Source organism: Pseudomonas sp. AK-TSAG1-1, from assembly GCF_056821665.1.
Map to the genome: position 1 here is coordinate 2,549,063 of NZ_CM165965.1, position 17,135 is coordinate 2,566,197.

15 protein-coding genes are annotated in these 17,135 nt (G+C 60.7%); 6 read left to right on the plus strand and 9 right to left on the minus strand.

The window, feature by feature from the left end; translation table 11 throughout:
• Positions 1 to 55 precede the first annotated feature (55 nt).
• Together AC1UK9_RS11540 and AC1UK9_RS11545 are read right to left on the minus strand one after the other, a co-directional pair.
• Entirely contained in the window at positions 56 to 1,450 is a 1,395-nt protein-coding gene (locus tag AC1UK9_RS11540) for a sensor histidine kinase (RefSeq protein ID WP_025109079.1), read from the minus strand.
• A complete protein-coding gene (locus AC1UK9_RS11545) occupies positions 1,428 to 2,111 on the minus strand; it encodes a response regulator transcription factor (protein ID WP_003223938.1) in 684 nt (227 codons plus the stop codon). Before AC1UK9_RS11545 ends, AC1UK9_RS11540 begins: the two co-directional genes overlap by 23 nt.
• 165 nt (positions 2,112 to 2,276) lie before the next feature.
• Here AC1UK9_RS11545 and AC1UK9_RS11550 point away from each other — a divergent pair, with 165 nt between their 5' ends.
• On the plus strand, positions 2,277 to 2,612 hold the full coding sequence (locus AC1UK9_RS11550; RefSeq protein ID WP_025109080.1) for a YdcA family protein: 336 nt from the start codon (positions 2,277 to 2,279) through the stop codon (positions 2,610 to 2,612).
• A gap of 191 nt (positions 2,613 to 2,803) precedes the next feature.
• Positions 2,804 to 3,748, plus strand: a complete 945-nt coding sequence (locus tag AC1UK9_RS11555) for a hypothetical protein (protein WP_482580123.1) — start codon at positions 2,804 to 2,806, stop codon at positions 3,746 to 3,748.
• 24 nt (positions 3,749 to 3,772) lie between these two features.
• Here the strand turns inward: AC1UK9_RS11555 and AC1UK9_RS11560 are convergent, their stop codons facing one another.
• Positions 3,773 to 3,946 carry a hypothetical protein gene (locus tag AC1UK9_RS11560; protein ID WP_157836051.1) on the minus strand — a complete coding sequence of 58 codons (174 nt, stop codon included), beginning with the start codon at positions 3,944 to 3,946 and terminating at the stop codon, positions 3,773 to 3,775.
• Between the two features lie 31 nt (positions 3,947 to 3,977).
• Between AC1UK9_RS11560 and AC1UK9_RS11565 the strand changes: the two genes are divergently transcribed.
• From AC1UK9_RS11565 to hcnC, 4 genes are all read left to right on the plus strand, one after another.
• Complete coding sequence (locus AC1UK9_RS11565) at positions 3,978 to 4,517, plus strand: hypothetical protein (protein ID WP_025109082.1); 540 nt, start codon at positions 3,978 to 3,980, stop codon at positions 4,515 to 4,517.
• A gap of 239 nt (positions 4,518 to 4,756) precedes the next feature.
• Positions 4,757 to 5,071: a (2Fe-2S)-binding protein gene (locus AC1UK9_RS11570; RefSeq protein ID WP_025109083.1), complete on the plus strand. Its 315-nt coding sequence runs from the start codon at positions 4,757 to 4,759 to the stop codon at positions 5,069 to 5,071.
• Entirely contained in the window at positions 5,068 to 6,477 is a 1,410-nt protein-coding gene (gene hcnB, locus AC1UK9_RS11575; protein ID WP_025109084.1) for a cyanide-forming glycine dehydrogenase subunit HcnB, read from the plus strand. Before AC1UK9_RS11570 ends, hcnB begins: the two co-directional genes overlap by 4 nt.
• A complete protein-coding gene (hcnC, locus tag AC1UK9_RS11580; RefSeq protein WP_482580124.1) occupies positions 6,470 to 7,729 on the plus strand; it encodes a cyanide-forming glycine dehydrogenase subunit HcnC in 1,260 nt (419 codons plus the stop codon). Before hcnB ends, hcnC begins: the two co-directional genes overlap by 8 nt.
• A gap of 1,118 nt (positions 7,730 to 8,847) precedes the next feature.
• Here the strand turns inward: hcnC and fabI are convergent.
• The 6 genes from fabI to AC1UK9_RS11610 are packed head-to-tail and all read right to left on the minus strand — an operon-like array spanning position 8,848 to position 17,043.
• Entirely contained in the window at positions 8,848 to 9,642 is a 795-nt protein-coding gene (gene fabI / locus AC1UK9_RS11585; protein ID WP_007910591.1) for an enoyl-ACP reductase FabI, read from the minus strand.
• Between the two features lie 19 nt (positions 9,643 to 9,661).
• Positions 9,662 to 11,272 carry an ABC transporter ATP-binding protein gene (locus tag AC1UK9_RS11590; protein ID WP_473015292.1) on the minus strand — a complete coding sequence of 537 codons (1,611 nt, stop codon included), beginning with the start codon at positions 11,270 to 11,272 and terminating at the stop codon, positions 9,662 to 9,664.
• 1 nt (position 11,273) lies between these two features.
• On the minus strand, positions 11,274 to 12,293 hold the full coding sequence (locus AC1UK9_RS11595) for an ABC transporter permease (protein WP_025109087.1): 1,020 nt from the start codon (positions 12,291 to 12,293) through the stop codon (positions 11,274 to 11,276).
• A 1-nt stretch (position 12,294) separates the two neighbouring features.
• Entirely contained in the window at positions 12,295 to 13,368 is a 1,074-nt protein-coding gene (locus AC1UK9_RS11600; RefSeq protein WP_025109088.1) for a microcin C ABC transporter permease YejB, read from the minus strand.
• Between the two features lie 4 nt (positions 13,369 to 13,372).
• On the minus strand, positions 13,373 to 15,214 hold the full coding sequence (locus AC1UK9_RS11605) for an extracellular solute-binding protein (protein WP_473015293.1): 1,842 nt from the start codon (positions 15,212 to 15,214) through the stop codon (positions 13,373 to 13,375).
• Positions 15,211 to 17,043, minus strand: coding sequence for an extracellular solute-binding protein (locus AC1UK9_RS11610; RefSeq protein ID WP_482580126.1), 1,833 nt, complete (start codon positions 17,041 to 17,043; stop codon positions 15,211 to 15,213). The genes AC1UK9_RS11605 and AC1UK9_RS11610 overlap by 4 nt, the downstream gene beginning before the upstream one ends.
• Positions 17,044 to 17,135: the final 92 nt, after the last annotated feature.

Sequence of the window (17,135 nt, forward strand, 5' to 3'; positions counted from 1 at the left end):
AGATCCCCCTATGGGAGCGGCGGTGCGACGATTACCATAGGGGGGCCATGTCCTGTCAGGTATTGGCGATCAAACTCTGCCGACAATCCAGCACCAGTTTCGCGCCCCCCAGCTCACTGCTGCCCACCTCAAGATTGAAGCCATGCAGGCTGACAATCGCCGCGACAATCGACAGTCCCAGGCCAAAGCCACTTTGCGGTTGTCCACCTTCGGCCCGATAAAAACGCTGGAACACTGCCTCACGCTCGGCTTCGGGAATCCCCGGCCCGGAATCGTGGACCTCGATCCGCGTATGCCCGCCGTTATTCACGCCACGCAAGATCACAGTCCCGCCAGTCGGGGTGAACTTGATCGAGTTGCTCAACAGATTCGCCAGCGCCTCAAACAGCAGCGCCCGGTCACCGTTCAGGCGTGGCAGGGTTTCCGGCATGTTCAACACGAACAGCAGTTCGCCTTCCTCGGCGAGCGGCAGGTAAAACTCATGCAACTCTTCCAGCAACTGCACCGGATCGAGTTCGATAAACCCTGAGCGGCGCTGGCGGTCTTCCAGCTCGGAAATCCGCAGCAACCCGCGAAACCGCGCCATTAACGTATCCGCCTCGGCCAGCACCAGATCCAGTTGCGCGGCTTCCTGTGAGCCTTCGCCCGCCTGTTGCTGCATGCGATATAACTGCGCGCGCAAACGCGTCAGCGGCGTGCGCAAGTCGTGGGCGATGTTGTCGCACACACCTTTGACTTCATGCATCAGCCGTTCGATGCGATCGAGCATGGCGTTGACGATGGCGGCGAGCATGTCCAGTTCATCGCGGCGATTGGACAGCGGCAAACGGTGGGTCAGGTCGCCGGCGACAATCGCCTGGGCGCTGTCCTGAATGGCGCGGATGCGGCGCATCGGTCGGCGGCGCAGCAGATGCCAACCGGCAATCCCCGGCAGAATCGTCAGCGACACGCCCCAGAACAACGCATGCAGAATGATCCGCGTCACCGCGAACAGCGAACCGTTGTCGCGCAGCAACACCAGCCAGCGACCGTCACGGGTCTGGGTCGCCACCGCGTCGCAACTGTCGGCGGGCAGGGTCGGGTCGTCGGAGTCAGCGCAGTCATCCAGAGTGTGGATCTTGCCGTCCAGCGGCAGGCCTTCGGGCAGTTGCTGCAGCGCACCGCCGAGGTACACGCCCTGGGCGTCGAACAGGCCATAGGCGTCGATGCCGCGGATGTCGAAGGTCATGCTGGCGGCGAGCGCTTCTTCCAGTTGCTCACCGCGAAAGTGCGAAAACAGATGCTGACGCTGCATCAACGAATGCTTGGCGAGGTTGTCGAGGTAACCGGAGACCTCGAAATACATGACCCCCATGAGGATCGCGCTCCACGCCACGAACAGTGAACTGTACAGCGCCAGCAAACGGCTGCTGGAGGAACGCCAGCCGTCAGACGGGTTCGGCAATGACATAACCCGAGCCCCGTACCGTGCGAATCAGCGGAACATTGCCCGCCGCGTCGATCTTCTTGCGCAGACGACCGATGTGCACGTCGATCAGGTTGGTGCCCGGGTCGAAGTGATAACCCCAGACCTCTTCGAAAATCATCATCCGCGACAGAATCTGTCCGCTGTTGCGCATGAGGAATTCCAGCAGCTTGTATTCGGTCGGCAGCAGTGTCAGCACCTGTTCGGCGCGGCGCGCTTCGTGGCTGATCAAGTCCAGTTCGAGGTCGGCGACCTGCAGCGTGGTGGCCTGAGTGGCGACGCTGTTCTGGCGGCGCAGCAGCACTTCCACGCGCGCCGCCATTTCGTCGGTGGCGAACGGCTTGGTCAGGTAGTCATCACCGCCAGCGCGCAGGCCACGCACACGTTCATCGACATCGGAGAGCGCGCTGATCATCAGAATTGGCGTGGCCACGCCCATGGTGCGCAGGGTGGTGACGATGGCCAGGCCATCGAGTTCGGGCAGCATGCGATCGAGGGTGATCAGGTCGTAGTTGCCGCTGACGGCACGGTCCAGGCCTTCGCGGCCATTGTCGACCCAGTCCACCTCCAGGCCGTGGCTGCTGAGTTCGGCGACGATTTCACGGGCAGTCACGGCGTCGTCTTCGATGGTCAAAATACGAGTCATAGGGCAGGCCTTGATCGGTTCAAACGGAATGGCAGCATTTTGCCAAGTATTTTCCGTGACGCTTTAAATTAACTTTCATGTTTTAGCTGCGATTTGCCAAGGCTGCGGAATTATTTCCGCGATCATTGATATCATCTGGCCATAATTTTCGACAGGAGTGGTTCCGTGCGTACTTCGATTCGCCGCGGCTGGATGCCGATCACCGGTTTGTTGCTGATGCTGCTGAGCACTGCAACCCTGGCCGGCAACACACCGTGTTCCGGGAAGAAGGGCGGCATCGATCGCTGCGACGGCGATCTGTTTTTGTGCAACGACGGCTCCATCAGTGGTTCGAAGAAGAGTTGCGCGGCAATGTTCGGAATCAAGGGCCAGGCGCGCTCACAGCAATTTCTGCAAAGCGATGATGGCTGCACCTGCGGTACCGGCTCATTCTGCACCGGGCCGCGTGGCGGCGTGTATTGCCTGACGCCAAGCGGAAACAAAAGCTACAAGCGCAAATGACTCGCCTTGTGCCAATGCATAAAACCCGCTGCTTTCAGTGCTTTGTTGCAAATTGCAATGATTCTAGAAGTTCAGTCTTTTTAACCTGTTGAAAAATAAGAATTTATTTAAAGTTGATAGATGGCACGGTCGCTGCAATTCCTCTGATGACGAGTTGTAACACCATTTTTCATGCCTGGAGCACTACAACAATGAATAGATCCTCTGATGGGTTTTATCCTGCCTTCGAAGGAGAATCGAGCAACGTGTCAGGCGTGTCCTGGGGCGCGATTTTCGCGGGCGCAGCGGCGGCCGCAGCACTGTCGATGATTTTGGTGCTGCTCGGCTTCGGTTTGGGATTTTCTGCCGTTTCACCCTGGGCCGGGGAGGGCGTCAGCGCCAAGAGCCTGGGGATTTCGACGATTGTCTGGCTGGCGGCGACGCAAATCATCGCGTCGGGCCTTGGCGGCTACATTGCCGGTCGCCTGCGGGTGAAGTGGGCCAACATGCACGGTGATGAAGTGTATTTCCGTGATACCGCCCATGGTTTCCTTTCCTGGTGCGTGGCCACGCTGGTGACCGCGGTGCTGGTGGTCGGCTCGGTCAGCAGTGTGATCAGTGGCGGTGTGCAGGCCGGTGCCAGTGTGGCCGGTGGCGCCGCAGCTGCCGTGACTCAAGCGGCCGGTACCGCTGCTGCGAACACCAGCAGCGACCAGTACGGTTACTTCGTCGACAGCCTGTTCCGCGATGATCGCCCGGCATCCGTCAGCGATGACGCCGCCCATGGCGCCGTGACCCGGATCTTCGCCCAGAGCCTGGCCAACGGCCAACTCAGCCCTGAAGACCGTACCTATCTCGCGCAACTGGTCGCCCAACGGACCAACCTGAGTCAGGCCGACGCCGAACGTCGTGTCGATGAAGTCTATGCCCGCACCCAGAAAGCCATTGCCGACGCCAAAGTCAAAGCCCAACAGGCTGCCGACACCGCTGCCAAAGTCGCTGCCTGGACTTCGTTGTGGATGTTCATCGCGCTGCTTGCCGGTGCGTTCTTCGCGAGCCTCGCCGCTACCTTCGGCGGTCGTCGCCGGGATGCGGTCGAGTACGTAGAAGTCGACACCTACGCAACCACTACCACCACGCTGCCTCCAGTCCGTTAAGCAAGGAGAATCACCATGCGCTCATTACTGCTGTTTTTCCTCGGCGTGCCGATCCCGATCATCATCCTGATCGCCCTGTTCGTACACTGATCCCTCTGAGGCGATTGCCTCGGCCGCTTCCACTTCACGGTGGAAGCGGCTTTTTGCTTTCTGCAGTCCAACAAGGCGAGAATCGGCGGCTGAAGCGCTGCGCTTCATACCGCGAGCCCTCTATTTAAGGAAAAGTACGTTGGACAAGAAGGAAATCAAACGTCAGGCCATGCAGATGCTTGAGGCGGGGCGCTCGAAAACCGAGACCTTCCAGGCGCTGGCAGGTGGTGCGGTCAAGGACAAGGTGCTGGCTTACTGGATCGGCTCCCGCCCGGATCCGCAATTGCTTGAGCGTCATGCCGGCAAGATCAAAGTGTTGTTGGGGCTGATTTACGTGCAGGCGTTGATCGGGCTGCTGGGCGGCTATCTACTGGGGCTGACCATCAGCAGTGGTTTTGCGATCTTCCTCGGATTGCTCGGTGGCGGTGTGCCGCTGCTGTTCGCCTGGGGTTTTTACCGCAACTCGGCGCAGACCTACACCGTGTACATGCTGCTTTCGATCAGCCAGTTGCCACGGCTGTTCAAGGATTACGCCGAAGACCCGGTGTCGGTCATCGTCGGTGCGGTCATCACGCTGGCAATGGTGTTTTTCGTGGCCTGGGTGAAAAACCTGCTGTTTCCCGACCTCGGTTTCATGGGCTCGAAAAAGATCAAGGGGCAGTTCGTCTTCTCCAACTGAGATCGTTGAACAATCCGACCGCTTTCACTGGCCTGGATCAATATTTCGTTCGCTCATTTCGCCTAACGTAAATGATCCAGGCCTTTGCTGAGGTATGAACTACAGTGCTTCACGCGCATCTCGTTGCGCTGACGAAGTACCCGCGTCGACGCCCCAATCAAAGCAATAAAAGTCGACACGGTGTAGTGCAGCAAGGAGCTGACACAACCTCAACCGAACATTCACGGATGAACATTGCAATGCACTGCCTAGAAAGAACCTTCGATATCCAGCCCCTGACCCAGGCGGATATGACCGTCCACATCAACGGCCAAGCGGTGACTGCCGCCATCGGCGAAACCGTCCTCAGCGTCATCCAGTCCATCGGCGTGCGCCAGATTGCGCGCAATGATCATGACCAGATCAGCGGTGCCTACTGCGGCATGGGCGTGTGCCAGTGCTGCCTGGTGAAAATCAACGGTCGGCACAAGCGCCGTGCCTGCCAGACCGTCGTGCGTGACGGCATGCAGATCGAAACCCAGGTCAATCGCGTCGCTGCGCAGGAGGTCGTATGAGCCAGCAACCGGTGATCGTCGGCGGCGGCCCGGCGGGGATGGCGGCAGCCATCGAACTGGCGCGCCACGGGGTGCGCTGCACGTTGCTCGAAGAAGCATCGCGCCTTGGCGGTGTGGTCTATCGCGGGCCGTTGCGCGACGGTGTGCAGCTCGACTATCTGGGGCCACGCTACTCCGAGGCACTGGGCAAACTGCACGGTGATTTCCAGGAACACGCCGCTCTGATCGACGTGCGCCTGAACCACCGCGTGGTTGGCGCCGAAGGCACCCGGGCGCTGGTGGTGCTCGATGGTGACGAGCAACTGCACGAGATTGGCTACCCGCAGCTGTTGCTGGCTGCCGGTTGTCATGAGCGCAGCGTGCCGTTCCCCGGCTGGACACTGCCGGGAGTGATCATGCTCGGCGGCCTGCAACTGCAAATCAAAAGTGGCGTGGTCAAACCGCAGGGGCCGGTGATCATCGCCGGTACCGGGCCGCTGCTGCCGTTGGTGGCCACCCAGTTGCATGCGTCCGGCGTCAAGGTCGCGGGCGTGTATGAAGCCTGCGCGTTCGGCAAGATTGCCCGCGAAAGCCTGGCGCTGCTGAACAAACCACAGCTGTTCCTCGATGGCCTGAGCATGCTCGCCTATCTGAAACTGCACGGCATCGCGATGAACTACGGCTGGGGTGTGGTCGAAGCGCACGGCGACGGTGAGCTGAAAAGCGTCTCGGTGGCACCGTACTCGGCCACCTGGGAGCCGGATCTGACGCGCATCGAGCGCTTCGAAGCCAAGACCCTCGCCGTCGGCTACGGCTTCATTCCGCGCACCCAGCTCAGTCAGCAAATGGGCCTGGATCACGGCTTCAGTGACGACGGTTACCTGCGCGCCAATTCGAATATCTGGCAGCAAAGCAACGAGCCGCACGTGCACCTGGCCGGCGACATGGGCGGGATTCGCGGCGGTGAAGCGGCGATGCTCGCCGGCAAGATCGCCGCGACTTCGATCCTGCTCCAGCGCGAGATTATCGAAGAAGATCTGGCGCGGGTGCGTCGCGACCGCTTCCTGAGCAAGCTGAAAACCATCGTGCGTTTCCGCGCGGCAGTGGACCGCTACACCGAACGCGGTGTCGGCCAGACTGCGCTGCCGGCCGCTGACACAGTGATCTGCCGCTGTGAGCATGCCACTCGCGCCGACATCGATCTGGCGCTGGAGCAGGGCGTGCAGGACATCGCCAGCCTGAAGATGCGTACCCGGGTGAGCATGGGCGATTGTCAGGGGCGGATGTGCGTCGGCTATTGCAGCGACCGCCTGCGCCAGGCCACCGGGCGCAAGGACGTCGGCTGGTTGCGCCCGCGTTTCCCGATCGATCCGATTCCTTTTTCCGCGTTCCAGTCCGTCGGCACGGAGGCCGCTTCCCATGAGTAAGTTCTATGACGTGATCATTGCCGGCGGCGGTGTGATCGGGGCGTCCTGCGCCTATCAATTGTCCAAGCGCCAAGGCCTCAAGGTCGCGCTGATCGACGCCAAGCGCCCGGGCAATGCGACCCGTGCGTCGGCGGGTGGTTTATGGGCCATCGGCGAGTCGGTGGGGCTGGGGTGCGGGGTGATTTTCTTCCGCATGATGTCGGCCAATCGCAAGCGCGAAACCCAGGGTGCGGCCGTGGCAGTGGATGCCAGTACGCCGCACATCCTGCCGGAGTCGTTCTTCGATTTCGCCTTGCAGTCCAACGCGCTGTACCCGGCGTTGCACCGTGAGCTGAAAGACAATCACGGCATGGATTTCAAGTTCGAAAAGACCGGGCTGAAATTCGTCATCTATGACGACGAAGACCGGCTCTACGCCGAGCACATCGTCGGCTGCATTCCGCACCTCGCCGATCAGGTGCGCTGGCTTGATCAGGCGGCGCTGCGCGAAGCCGAGCCGAGCGTCAGCCACGAGGCCCGTGGTGCGCTGGAGTTCCTCTGCGATCACCAGGTCAGCCCGTTCCGCCTCGCCGATGCCTACATGGAAGGCGCGCGGCAAAATGGCGTAGACATTTACGTCAACACCAACGTCACCGGCGTGTTGCACCACGGCACCCGTGTGACCGGTGTGCAGACGGCCGAGGAGGGCGTGTTCCATTGCAAGACCCTGATCAACGCCGGCGGTGCGTGGGCGGCGGACCTGAGCGAGTGGGCCACCGGGGTGCGCATTCCGGTGAAACCGGTCAAGGGCCAGATCCTGCTGACCGAGCGCATGCCGAAGATCCTCAACGGCTGCCTGACCACCAGCGATTGCTATGTGGCGCAAAAGGACAACGGTGAAATCCTGATCGGCAGCACCACCGAGGACAAAGGCTTCGACGTCACCACCACCTACCCGGAAATCGCCGGACTGGTGCAGGGCGCAGTGCGCTGCCTGCCGGAACTCAAGGACGTCAATCTCAAACGCACCTGGGCCGGTCTGCGTCCGGGGTCGCCGGATGAGCTGCCGATACTCGGACCGATGCGTGGGGTGGAGGGCTATCTGAATGCCTGCGGGCACTTCCGCACGGGCATCCTGACCTCGGCGATTACCGGGGTGCTACTGGACAAACTGGTCAATCACGAAGCGCTGCCCCTGGACATCACGCCGTTTCTGGCAGATCGGTTTGAGGTCGCACCAGTGCAAGAGGTGCGCGAACTGGAACTGGCCTGACCCACGTCCAGGGCCAACCCCAGCGGGCGCGAGCCTGTTCGCGAAAGCAATCTGTCAGTTGCCGGCGTGTTGGCTGACACATCGCGTTCGCGAGCAGGCTCGCTCCCACATTGATCAATGGCATGCCGATCATTTGCGCACGACACCAAACCCTGTGGGAGCGGGCCTGCTCGCGAAGGCGTCCGGCCAGGCGAAATCGATGTTGAATGTACTGGCCTTTTCGTGAGCAAGCTCACTCCCACAGGTTTATCGGGTGTTCACAAAGTCCAGGTACGGCACAAGACCCCGTGGGAGCGAGCCTGCTCGCGAAGGCGTCCGGGCAGGCGAAATTGATGTTGAACGTGCCGGCCTCTTCGTGAGCAAGCCCACTCCCACAGGTTTATCGGGCGTTCATAAAATCCAGGTACGGCACAAAACCTCGTGGGAGCGAGCCTGCTCGCGAAGGCGTCCGGTCAGGCGAAATCGATGTTGAATGTACTGGCCTCTTCGTGAGCAAGCTCACTCCCACAGGTTTGTCGGGTGTTCATAAAGTCCAGGTACGGCACAAAACCCCGTGGGAGCGGGCTTGCTCGCGAAGGCGTCCGGTCAGGCGAAATCAATGTTGAATGTGCCGGCCTCTTCGTGAGCAAGCCCACTCCCACAGGTTTCTCCAGTGTTCACAAAGCCCGGGTACGGCGCAGCACCGTGTGGGAGCGGGCTTGCTCGCGAAGGCGTCCGGCCAGGCGAAATCGATGTTGAATGGACTGGCCTCTTCGTGAGCAAGCCCACTCCCACAGGTTTCTCCAGTGTTCACAAAATCCAGGTACGGCACAAAATCCCGTGGGAGCGAGCCTGCTCGCGAAGGCGTCCGGTCAGGCGAAATCAATGTTGAATGTTCCGGCCTCTTCGTGAGCAAGCCCACTCCCACAGGTTTCTCCAGTGTTCACAAAGCCCGGGTACGGCGCAGCACCGTGTGGGAGCGGGCTTGCTCGCGAAGGCGTCCGGTCAGGCGAAATCGATGTTGAATGTACTGGCCTTTTCGTGAGCAAGCTCACTCCCACAGGTTTATCGGGTGTTCAAGAAATTGCAGGCAAAAAAAAACCCGCCAATGGGCGGGTTTTTTATTGGCTAAGCGAAGATTACTCTTCGATGTTGCCCATGGCGGTGGTGTTGAAGCCGCCGTCCACGTACATGATTTCACCGCTGATGCCCGACGCCAGGTCGGAGCACAGGAAGGCGCCGGCATTGCCGACTTCGTCGATGGTGACGTTGCGACGCAGCGGGGTTTGCGCTTCGTTGGCGGCCAGCATCTTGCGGAAGTTCTTGATGCCCGACGCTGCCAGGGTACGGATCGGGCCAGCCGATACGCAGTTGACGCGGGTGCCGTCCGGGCCCAGGGAGCCGGCCAGGTAACGTACGCCAGCTTCCAGCGAAGCCTTGGCCATGCCCATGACGTTGTAGTTCGGCATGGTGCGCTCGGCGCCCAGGTACGACAGGGTCAGCAGGCTGCCATTGCGGCCTTTCATCATTTCGCGACCCGCCTTGGCCAGGGCCACGAAGCTGTAGGCGCTGATGTCGTGAGCGATGCGGAAACCGTCACGGGTGGTGGCTTCGGTGAAGTCGCCGTCCAGTTGGTCGCCCGGGGCGAAACCAACGGAGTGCACGATGCAGTCCAGGCCGTCCCACTTCTTGCTCAGTGCTTCGAAGACCTTGGCGATTTCTTCATCGCTGGCCACGTCGCACGGGAAGCACAGCTCAGGGCTCGAACCCCAGCCTTGGGCGAATTCTTCAACACGACCTTTGAGTTTGTCGTTCTGATAAGTGAAGGCAAGCTCAGCGCCCTCGCGATGCATGGCGGCAGCGATGCCGGATGCGATGGACAGCTTGCTGGCGACACCGACGATCAGTACGCGCTTACCGGCGAGAAAACCCATGTGTTGCTCCTCTTTCAGGTTATTGCGCAGTGGCTGGTGCCAAAAAAGCGGCTTCCAGCAACTGCTGTGTATACGGATGTTTAGGGGCGGCAAAGATTTCTTGCGCGTCTCCCTGTTCGACCACTTGGCCATGCTTGACCACCATCAACTGGTGGCTCAGCGCTTTGACGACAGCCAGGTCATGGCTGATGAACAAATACGTCAGGTTGTACTTGGCTTGCAGTGAACGCAACAGCTCCACCACTTGCCGCTGCACCGTCCGGTCGAGCGCCGAGGTCGGCTCGTCCAGCAGGATCAGCGCCGGTTTCAGCACCAAAGCCCGGGCAATGGCGATACGTTGCCGTTGCCCACCGGAAAACTCGTGGGGGTAGCGGTGCCGGGTTTCCGGATCCAGACCTACCTCCTTCAATGCCGCAATGATCGCCGCTTCCTGTTCGGCTGCGGTGCCCATCTTGTGAATCCGCAGGCCTTCGCCAACGATGTCGCTCACGCACATCCGTGGGCTCAGGCTGCCAAACGGGTCCTGAAACACCACCTGCATCTCCCGACGCAACGGGCGAACCTCATTCTGCGTCAGGCAGTCTAGCTGCTTACCTTCAAAGCGGATCGCGCCTTTGCTGCCGATCAACCGCAAAATCGCCAGACCCAGCGTGGATTTACCGGAACCGCTTTCCCCCACAATCCCCAGAGTCTGACCCTGAGGCAGGCTGAAGTTGATGCCGTCCACGGCCTTGACGTGATCCACCGTGCGCTTGAGCAGGCCTTTCTTGATCGGGAACCAGACTTTCAGGTTCTCGACCTCAAGCAGCGGCGCGCCGATTTTATTGCTCGCCGGGCCTCCGCTGGGCTCCGCGCCGAGCAATTCCCGAGTGTACGGATGCTGCGGCGAACGGAACAGCTCTTCGCACGATGCCTGTTCGACGATGCAACCGCGCTGCATGACACATACGCGATGCGCAATTCTTCGCACCAGGTTCAAATCGTGACTGATCAGTAACAGCGACATGCCCAATCGAGCCTGAAGTTCCTTGAGCAAATCGAGGATTTTCAGCTGAACGGTCACGTCCAGCGCAGTGGTCGGTTCATCGGCGATCAGCAGTTCCGGCTCGTTGGCCAGCGCCATGGCGATCATCACCCGCTGGCGCTGGCCGCCGGACAATTCGTGGGGCAGGGCCTTGAGGCGCTTGTGCGGCTCGGGGATGCCGACCATATCCAGCAGCTCCAGCGTGCGCTTGGTCGCGACTTTGCCGCTCAGGCCCTTGTGGATGCCGAGGATCTCGTTGATCTGCTTCTCGATCGAGTGCAGCGGGTTGAGCGAGGTCATCGGCTCCTGAAAGATCATCGCGATCCGGTTGCCACGGATGTGGCGGATGGTTTTCTCGCTCAGCCCCAGCAGATTCTGCCCGGCGTAATTGATGCTGCCGGCCGGATGCCGGGCCATCGGGTAGGGCAGCAAACGCAAGATCGAGTGCGCAGTCACCGATTTGCCCGAGCCGGACTCGCCGACCAGTGCCAGGGTTTCGCCGCGTTTGATGTCGAAACTCACGCCTTCGACCACGCGATGCACGCGCTCGCCGAAACCGAATTCGACGGCCAGGTCGCGCACTTCGATCAGATTGTCCTGATTCATTTCACTTCCTCGGGTCGAAGGCATCGCGAGCGGACTCGCCGATAAACACCAGCAGGCTCAACATCAGGGCCAGCACGGCGAACGCGCTCATGCCCAGCCACGGCGCTTGCAGGTTGGATTTGCCCTGAGCCACCAGTTCACCCAGCGACGGACTGCCGGCCGGCAAGCCGAAGCCGAGGAAGTCCAAAGCGGTGAGGGTGCCGATGGCGCCGGTGAGGATGAACGGCATGAAGGTCATGGTCGAGACCATCGCGTTAGGCAGGATGTGGCGGAACATGATCGCGCCGTTGCGCATGCCCAGCGCCCGTGCGGCGCGCACGTATTCGAGGTTGCGCCCACGCAGGAACTCGGCACGCACCACATCGACCAGGCTCATCCACGAGAACAGCAGCATGATCCCCAGCAGCCACCAGAAATTTGGCTGGACGAAGCTGGCCAGAATGATCAGCAGGTACAGCACCGGCAACCCCGACCAGATCTCCAGAAAGCGCTGCCCGGCCAGATCGACCCAGCCGCCATAGAAACCCTGCAAGGCCCCGGCAATCACGCCGATGATCGAACTCAATACCGTCAACGTCAGGGCGAACAGGACCGAAATACGGAAGCCATAGATCACCCGTGCCAGCACGTCACGGCCCTGATCGTCGGTGCCCAGCAGATTGTCTGCCGAGGGTGGCGCGGGTGCCGGGACTTTCAGGTCGTAGTTGATGCTCTGGTAGCTGTAGGGAATCGGCGCCCACAAGACCCACGCATCCTTGGCCTTGAGCAGTTCGCGGATGTACGGGCTCTTGTAGTTGGCTTCCAGCGGGAATTCGCCGCCGAAGGTGGTTTCCGGGTAGCGCTTGATCGCCGGGAAGTACCAGTTGTTGTCGTAGTGCACCACCAGCGGTTTGTCGTTGGCGATCAGCTCGGCGCCCAGGCTCAGCCCGAACAGGATCAGGAACAGCCACAGCGACCACCAGCCACGCTTGTTGGCCTTGAACAGTTCGAACCGGCGGCGGTTGAGAGGGGACAGGTTCATCTCAATGCTCCCGGCTGGCGAAGTCGATGCGCGGATCGACCAGGGTGTAGGTGAGGTCGCCGATCAGTTTCACCACCAGCCCCAGCAGGGTGAAGATGAACAGGGTGCCGAACACCACCGGGTAATCGCGATTGATCGCCGCTTCGAAACTCATCAGGCCGAGCCCGTCGAGGGAAAAGATCACTTCCACCAGTAACGAGCCGGTGAAGAAAATGCCGATGAACGCCGACGGGAAACCGGCAATCACCAGCAGCATGGCGTTGCGGAACACGTGGCCGTAAAGCACGCGATTGCGCGTCAGGCCTTTGGCCTTGGCGGTGACTACGTACTGTTTGTTGATCTCGTCGAGGAAGCTGTTTTTGGTTAGCAGGGTCATGGTTGCGAAGTTGCCGATCACCAGCGCGGTCACCGGCAGCGCCAGGTGCCAGAAGTAGTCGAGGACCTTGCCGCCCAGGCTCAGCTCATCGAAGTTGTTCGAGGTCAGCCCGCGCAACGGGAACCAGTCCAGATAACTGCCGCCGGCAAACACCACGATCAGCAGGATCGCAAACAGGAACGCCGGAATCGCATAACCGATGATGATCGCCGAACTGGTCCAGACGTCGAAGTGACTGCCATGCCGCGTGGCCTTGGCGATCCCCAGCGGGATCGACACCAGGTACATGATCAGCGTGCTCCACAGCCCCAGTGAGATGGAGACCGGCATCTTTTCCTTGATCAGGTCGATGACCTTGGCGTCGCGGAAGAAGCTGTCACCGAAGTCCAGCTTCGCGTAGTTCTTGACCATGATCCACAGGCGTTCCGGGGCCGACTTGTCGAACCCGTACATGTGCTCGATTTCCTTGATCAGCGCCGGGTCCAGGCCTTGCGCGCCGCGATAGGCGGAACCGGCCACCGAGACCTCGGCACCGCCACCGGCGATGCGGCTGGTGGCGCCCTCGAAGCCTTCGAGCTTGGCGATCATCTGCTCCACCGGGCCGCCGGGCGCGGCCTGGATGATCACGAAGTTGATCAGCAGGATGCCGAACAGGGTCGGGATGATCAGCAACAGTCGCCGAAAAATATACGCCAGCATCTGATTACTCCGTGCCCACAGGGTCGGCTTGCAGTTTGGTTTCGACTTCTATGGCGGGTTTCGCGTCGGGCTTGACCCACCAGGTGTTAATCCCGATGTCGTATTTGGGCGAGACTTTCGGGTGACCGATGTGGTTCCAGTAGGCCACGCGCCAGGTCTTGATGTGCCAGTTGGGCACCACGTAGTAACCCCATTGCAGCACCCGATCCAGCGCCCGGGCATGGGCCACCAGGCTGTTGCGCGAATCGGCGTTGATCAGGTTTTCCACCAGATGATCGACGATCGGGTCCTTCAGGCCCATGGTGTTGCGGCTGCTCGGTTTGTCGGCGGCGGCGCTCATCCAGAATTCGCGCTGCTCGTTACCCGGCGAGTTGGATTGCGGGAAGCTGCCGACGATCATGTCGAAGTCCCGCGAGCGCACGCGGTTGATGTACTGCGAAACGTCGACGCGGCGGATCACCAGATCGATGCCGAGGTCGGCGAGGTTACGCTTGAACGGCAACAGCACGCGTTCGAATTCGGTCTGCGCCAGCAGGAATTCAATGACCACCGGTTTGCCCGTGGCGTCGACCATTTTGTCGTCGACGATCTTCCAGCCGGCCTCTTGCAGCAGTTGATAGGCCTCGCGCTGCTGGGCGCGGATCATGCCGCTGGCGTCGGTCTTCGGGTTCTCGAACGCTTCGCTGAACACCTGGGCCGGGAGCTTGCTGCGAAACGGTTCGAGGATCGCCCGTTGTTCGGCGTCCGGCAGGCCGGTGGCGGCCATTTCCGAGTTCTCGAAATAGCTGCGGGTGCGAAAGTAGGCACTGTTGAACAGTTGTTTGTTGGTCCATTCGAAATCGAACAGCAGGCCGAGCGCCTGACGCACGCGCACATCCTGGAACACCGGGCGGCGCAGGTTGTAGACAAAGCCCTGCATGCCGGTCGGGTTGCTGTTGGCGATCTGTTCCTTGATCAAGCGACCTTCGGTGACCGCCGGAATGTTGTAGGCGTTGGCCCAGTTCTTCGCGGTCATTTCCAGCCAGTAATCGAACTGGCCGGCCTTCAGCGCTTCGACGGCGACGGTGTTGTCGCGGTAGTAATCGGTGGTCATCACGTCGAAGTTGTAGAACCCGCGATTGACCGGCAGGTCCTTGCCCCAGTAGTCCTTGACCCGCTCATAACGCACCGAGCGCCCAGCCTTCACGTCGGCGACCTTGTAGGGGCCGCTGCCCAGCGGAATCTCCAGGTTGCCCTTGGTGAAATCGCGAGTGGCCCACCAGTGCTTCGGCAGCACCGGCAACTGTCCGAGAATCAGCGGTAACTCACGATTGTTGTTGTGCTTGAACTTGAACAGGACCTTGAGCGGGTCTTCGGCGATGGCCTCTTCGACATCGCTGTAGTAGCCGCGAAACAGCGGCGAGCCGTCCTTGGTCAGGGTCTGGAAGCTGAACACCACGTCTTCGGCGCGCACTGGATGGCCGTCATGAAAACGTGCTTCCGGGCGCAGGTAGAAGCGCACCCAGCTGTTGTCCGGGGCTTTTTCGATTTTGGCGGCGATCAGGCCGTATTCGGTGAACGGTTCGTCGAGGCTGTGCTTGGTCAGGGTGTCATAGATCTGCCCGACGTCATCGGCCGGTACACCTTTGCTGATGAACGGGTTGAGGCTGTCGAAGCCGCCGAACCCGGCCTGACGGAAGATCCCGCCCTTGGGCGCGTCGGGGTTCACATAGTCGAACTGCTTGAAATCGGCCGGGTATTTCGGCGGCTCGTTGTACAGGGTCACGGCGTGTTGCGGGGCGGCGCAGGCCAGCCCGGCGAACAGCAGACCGCTGGCCTGCACGAGCAGGGCGCGGATGGGCTTCATTTATTGTTCTCCGAAGATTTCAGCCACCACGCGCTCAGGCCCAGGGTGTAGGGCGGCGTGGTAACGAAAGCCAACCGGTTGCGGTAGGCCAGTCGGTGATAATTGAGGTACCAGTTGGGAATGCTGTAGTGCTGCCACAGCAGCACGCGGTCGAGCGCCTTGCCGGCGGCGACCTGTTCATCGCGGGTTTGCGCGGCGAGCAGTTGTTCGAGCAGGTGATCGACCACCGAGTTGGCGATGCCGGCGTAATTCTTGCTGCCTTTGACCCCGACCTGGCTGGAATGGAAGTACTGCCATTGCTCCAGACCCGGGCTGAGGGTCTGGTTGAGCGTCATCAGGATCATGTCGAAATCGAACTGGTCCAGACGTTGTTTGTACTGGGCGCGATCCACCGTGCGCAGGCGCGCATCGACGCCGATGCTGTTGAGGTTCTCGATGTACGGCTGCAGGATCCGCTCAAGGTTCGGATTGACCAGCAGCAACTCGAAACTCAGCGGCTGTCCTGCGGCGTTTTGCAGACGCTGGCCGTTGAGTTTCCAGCCGGCTTCGGCGAGCAATGCCAGCGACTTGCGCATGGTTTCCCGCGGGATGCCGCGACCGTCGGTTTGCGGCAACGTGAACGGCTCGGTGAACAGCTTGGCCGGCAGTTGCTCCTTGTACGGCTTGAGCATCAGCCATTCATGCCCGACCGGGAGCCCCGTCGCGCAAAACTCGCTGTTGGGGTAATAACTGGTGGTGCGTTTGTAGGCGTCGCTGAACAACGCGCGATTGGTCCACTCGAAGTCGAACATCAGGCCCAGCGCCTCGCGAGTCTTCACATCGGAAAACGTTGCGCGGCGGGTATTCATGAACAGACCCTGGCTCTGGGTCGGGATCTGGTGCGGGATCTGCGCCTTGATCACTTCGCCACGGCGCACGGCCGGGAAGTTGTAGCCGTTGGCCCAGTTCTTTGCCTGATGTTCGATGTAGATGTCGAATTCACCGGCCTTGAACGCTTCGAAGGCGACGTCGCTGTCGCGGTAGAACTCGACCTCCATGCGATCAAAGTTGTACTTGCCGCGATTGACGGCGAGGTCCTTGCCCCAATAGTCCTTGACCCGCTCGAAGATCAACTGGCGACCTGGCGTTACCGAGGTGATGCGGTACGGCCCGCTGCCCAGCGGCGGTTCGAAGGTGGTGGCCTTGAAGTCGCGACCTTTCCAGTAATGTTGTGGCAGCACCGGCAGCTCGCCCAGACGCAGGATCAGCAGCGGATTGCCCGAGCGCTTCATCACGAACCGAATGCGTTGCGGGTTGAGGATGTCGACGCGTGAGACTTCCTGCAGGGCGGTACGGTACAGCGGATGACCTTCCTTGAGCAGTAACCGATAGGAGAACGCCACGTCGTAGGCGGTGATCGGCGTGCCATCGTGAAAGCGCGCCTCTGGGCGCAGGTTGAACACCACCCAGCTGCGATCTTCGCTGTATTCCACCGATTGTGCGATCAGGCCATAGCTCGATGCCGGCTCGTCACCAGACGGCGAATACTGGCCGGTGCCGACCATCAGCGGTTCGTTCAGTTCGTTGATGCCGTACTGCAGGAAGTTCGGTGTAGTGACCGGGCTGGTGCCCTTGAAGGTGTACGGATTGACCGTGTCGAAGGTGCCGAACGCCATCACCCGCAACGTACCGCCCTTGGGCGCTTGCGGGTTGACCCAGTCGAAGTGGGTAAATCTGGCCGGGTACTTGAGCGTGCCGAACTGCGCATAACCATGACTTTCGGTAATCGTCGCGCTTGCGGGTGAGCTCAAGGCCAGGCTGATCAGGAGCAGGAGGAGGGGACGCTTCAAGTCAGATCCGGTCCAGGCGGCTTGGGCTTTGTGGGCCGTACAGTAACAGCTTGTCTGGACAGGAAAAAGACAGCGGTTTAATGCGCTGTTAA

Coding starts and splice junctions, on each gene's coding strand:
- fabI (WP_007910591.1), bottom strand. CDS start 9,642: ATGGGTTTTCTCGCCGGTAAGCGCGTACTGATCGTCGGTGTCGCCAGC.
- AC1UK9_RS11600 (WP_025109088.1), bottom strand. CDS start 13,368: ATGCTGGCGTATATTTTTCGGCGACTGTTGCTGATCATCCCGACCCTG.
- AC1UK9_RS11555 (WP_482580123.1), top strand. CDS start 2,804: ATGAATAGATCCTCTGATGGGTTTTATCCTGCCTTCGAAGGAGAATCG.
- hcnC (WP_482580124.1), top strand. CDS start 6,470: ATGAGTAAGTTCTATGACGTGATCATTGCCGGCGGCGGTGTGATCGGG.
- AC1UK9_RS11570 (WP_025109083.1), top strand. CDS start 4,757: ATGCACTGCCTAGAAAGAACCTTCGATATCCAGCCCCTGACCCAGGCG.
- hcnB (WP_025109084.1), top strand. CDS start 5,068: ATGAGCCAGCAACCGGTGATCGTCGGCGGCGGCCCGGCGGGGATGGCG.
- AC1UK9_RS11560 (WP_157836051.1), bottom strand. CDS start 3,946: ATGAAGCGCAGCGCTTCAGCCGCCGATTCTCGCCTTGTTGGACTGCAG.
- AC1UK9_RS11590 (WP_473015292.1), bottom strand. CDS start 11,272: ATGAATCAGGACAATCTGATCGAAGTGCGCGACCTGGCCGTCGAATTC.
- AC1UK9_RS11595 (WP_025109087.1), bottom strand. CDS start 12,293: ATGAACCTGTCCCCTCTCAACCGCCGCCGGTTCGAACTGTTCAAGGCC.
- AC1UK9_RS11545 (WP_003223938.1), bottom strand. CDS start 2,111: ATGACTCGTATTTTGACCATCGAAGACGACGCCGTGACTGCCCGTGAA.
- AC1UK9_RS11605 (WP_473015293.1), bottom strand. CDS start 15,214: ATGAAGCCCATCCGCGCCCTGCTCGTGCAGGCCAGCGGTCTGCTGTTC.
- AC1UK9_RS11540 (WP_025109079.1), bottom strand. CDS start 1,450: ATGTCATTGCCGAACCCGTCTGACGGCTGGCGTTCCTCCAGCAGCCGT.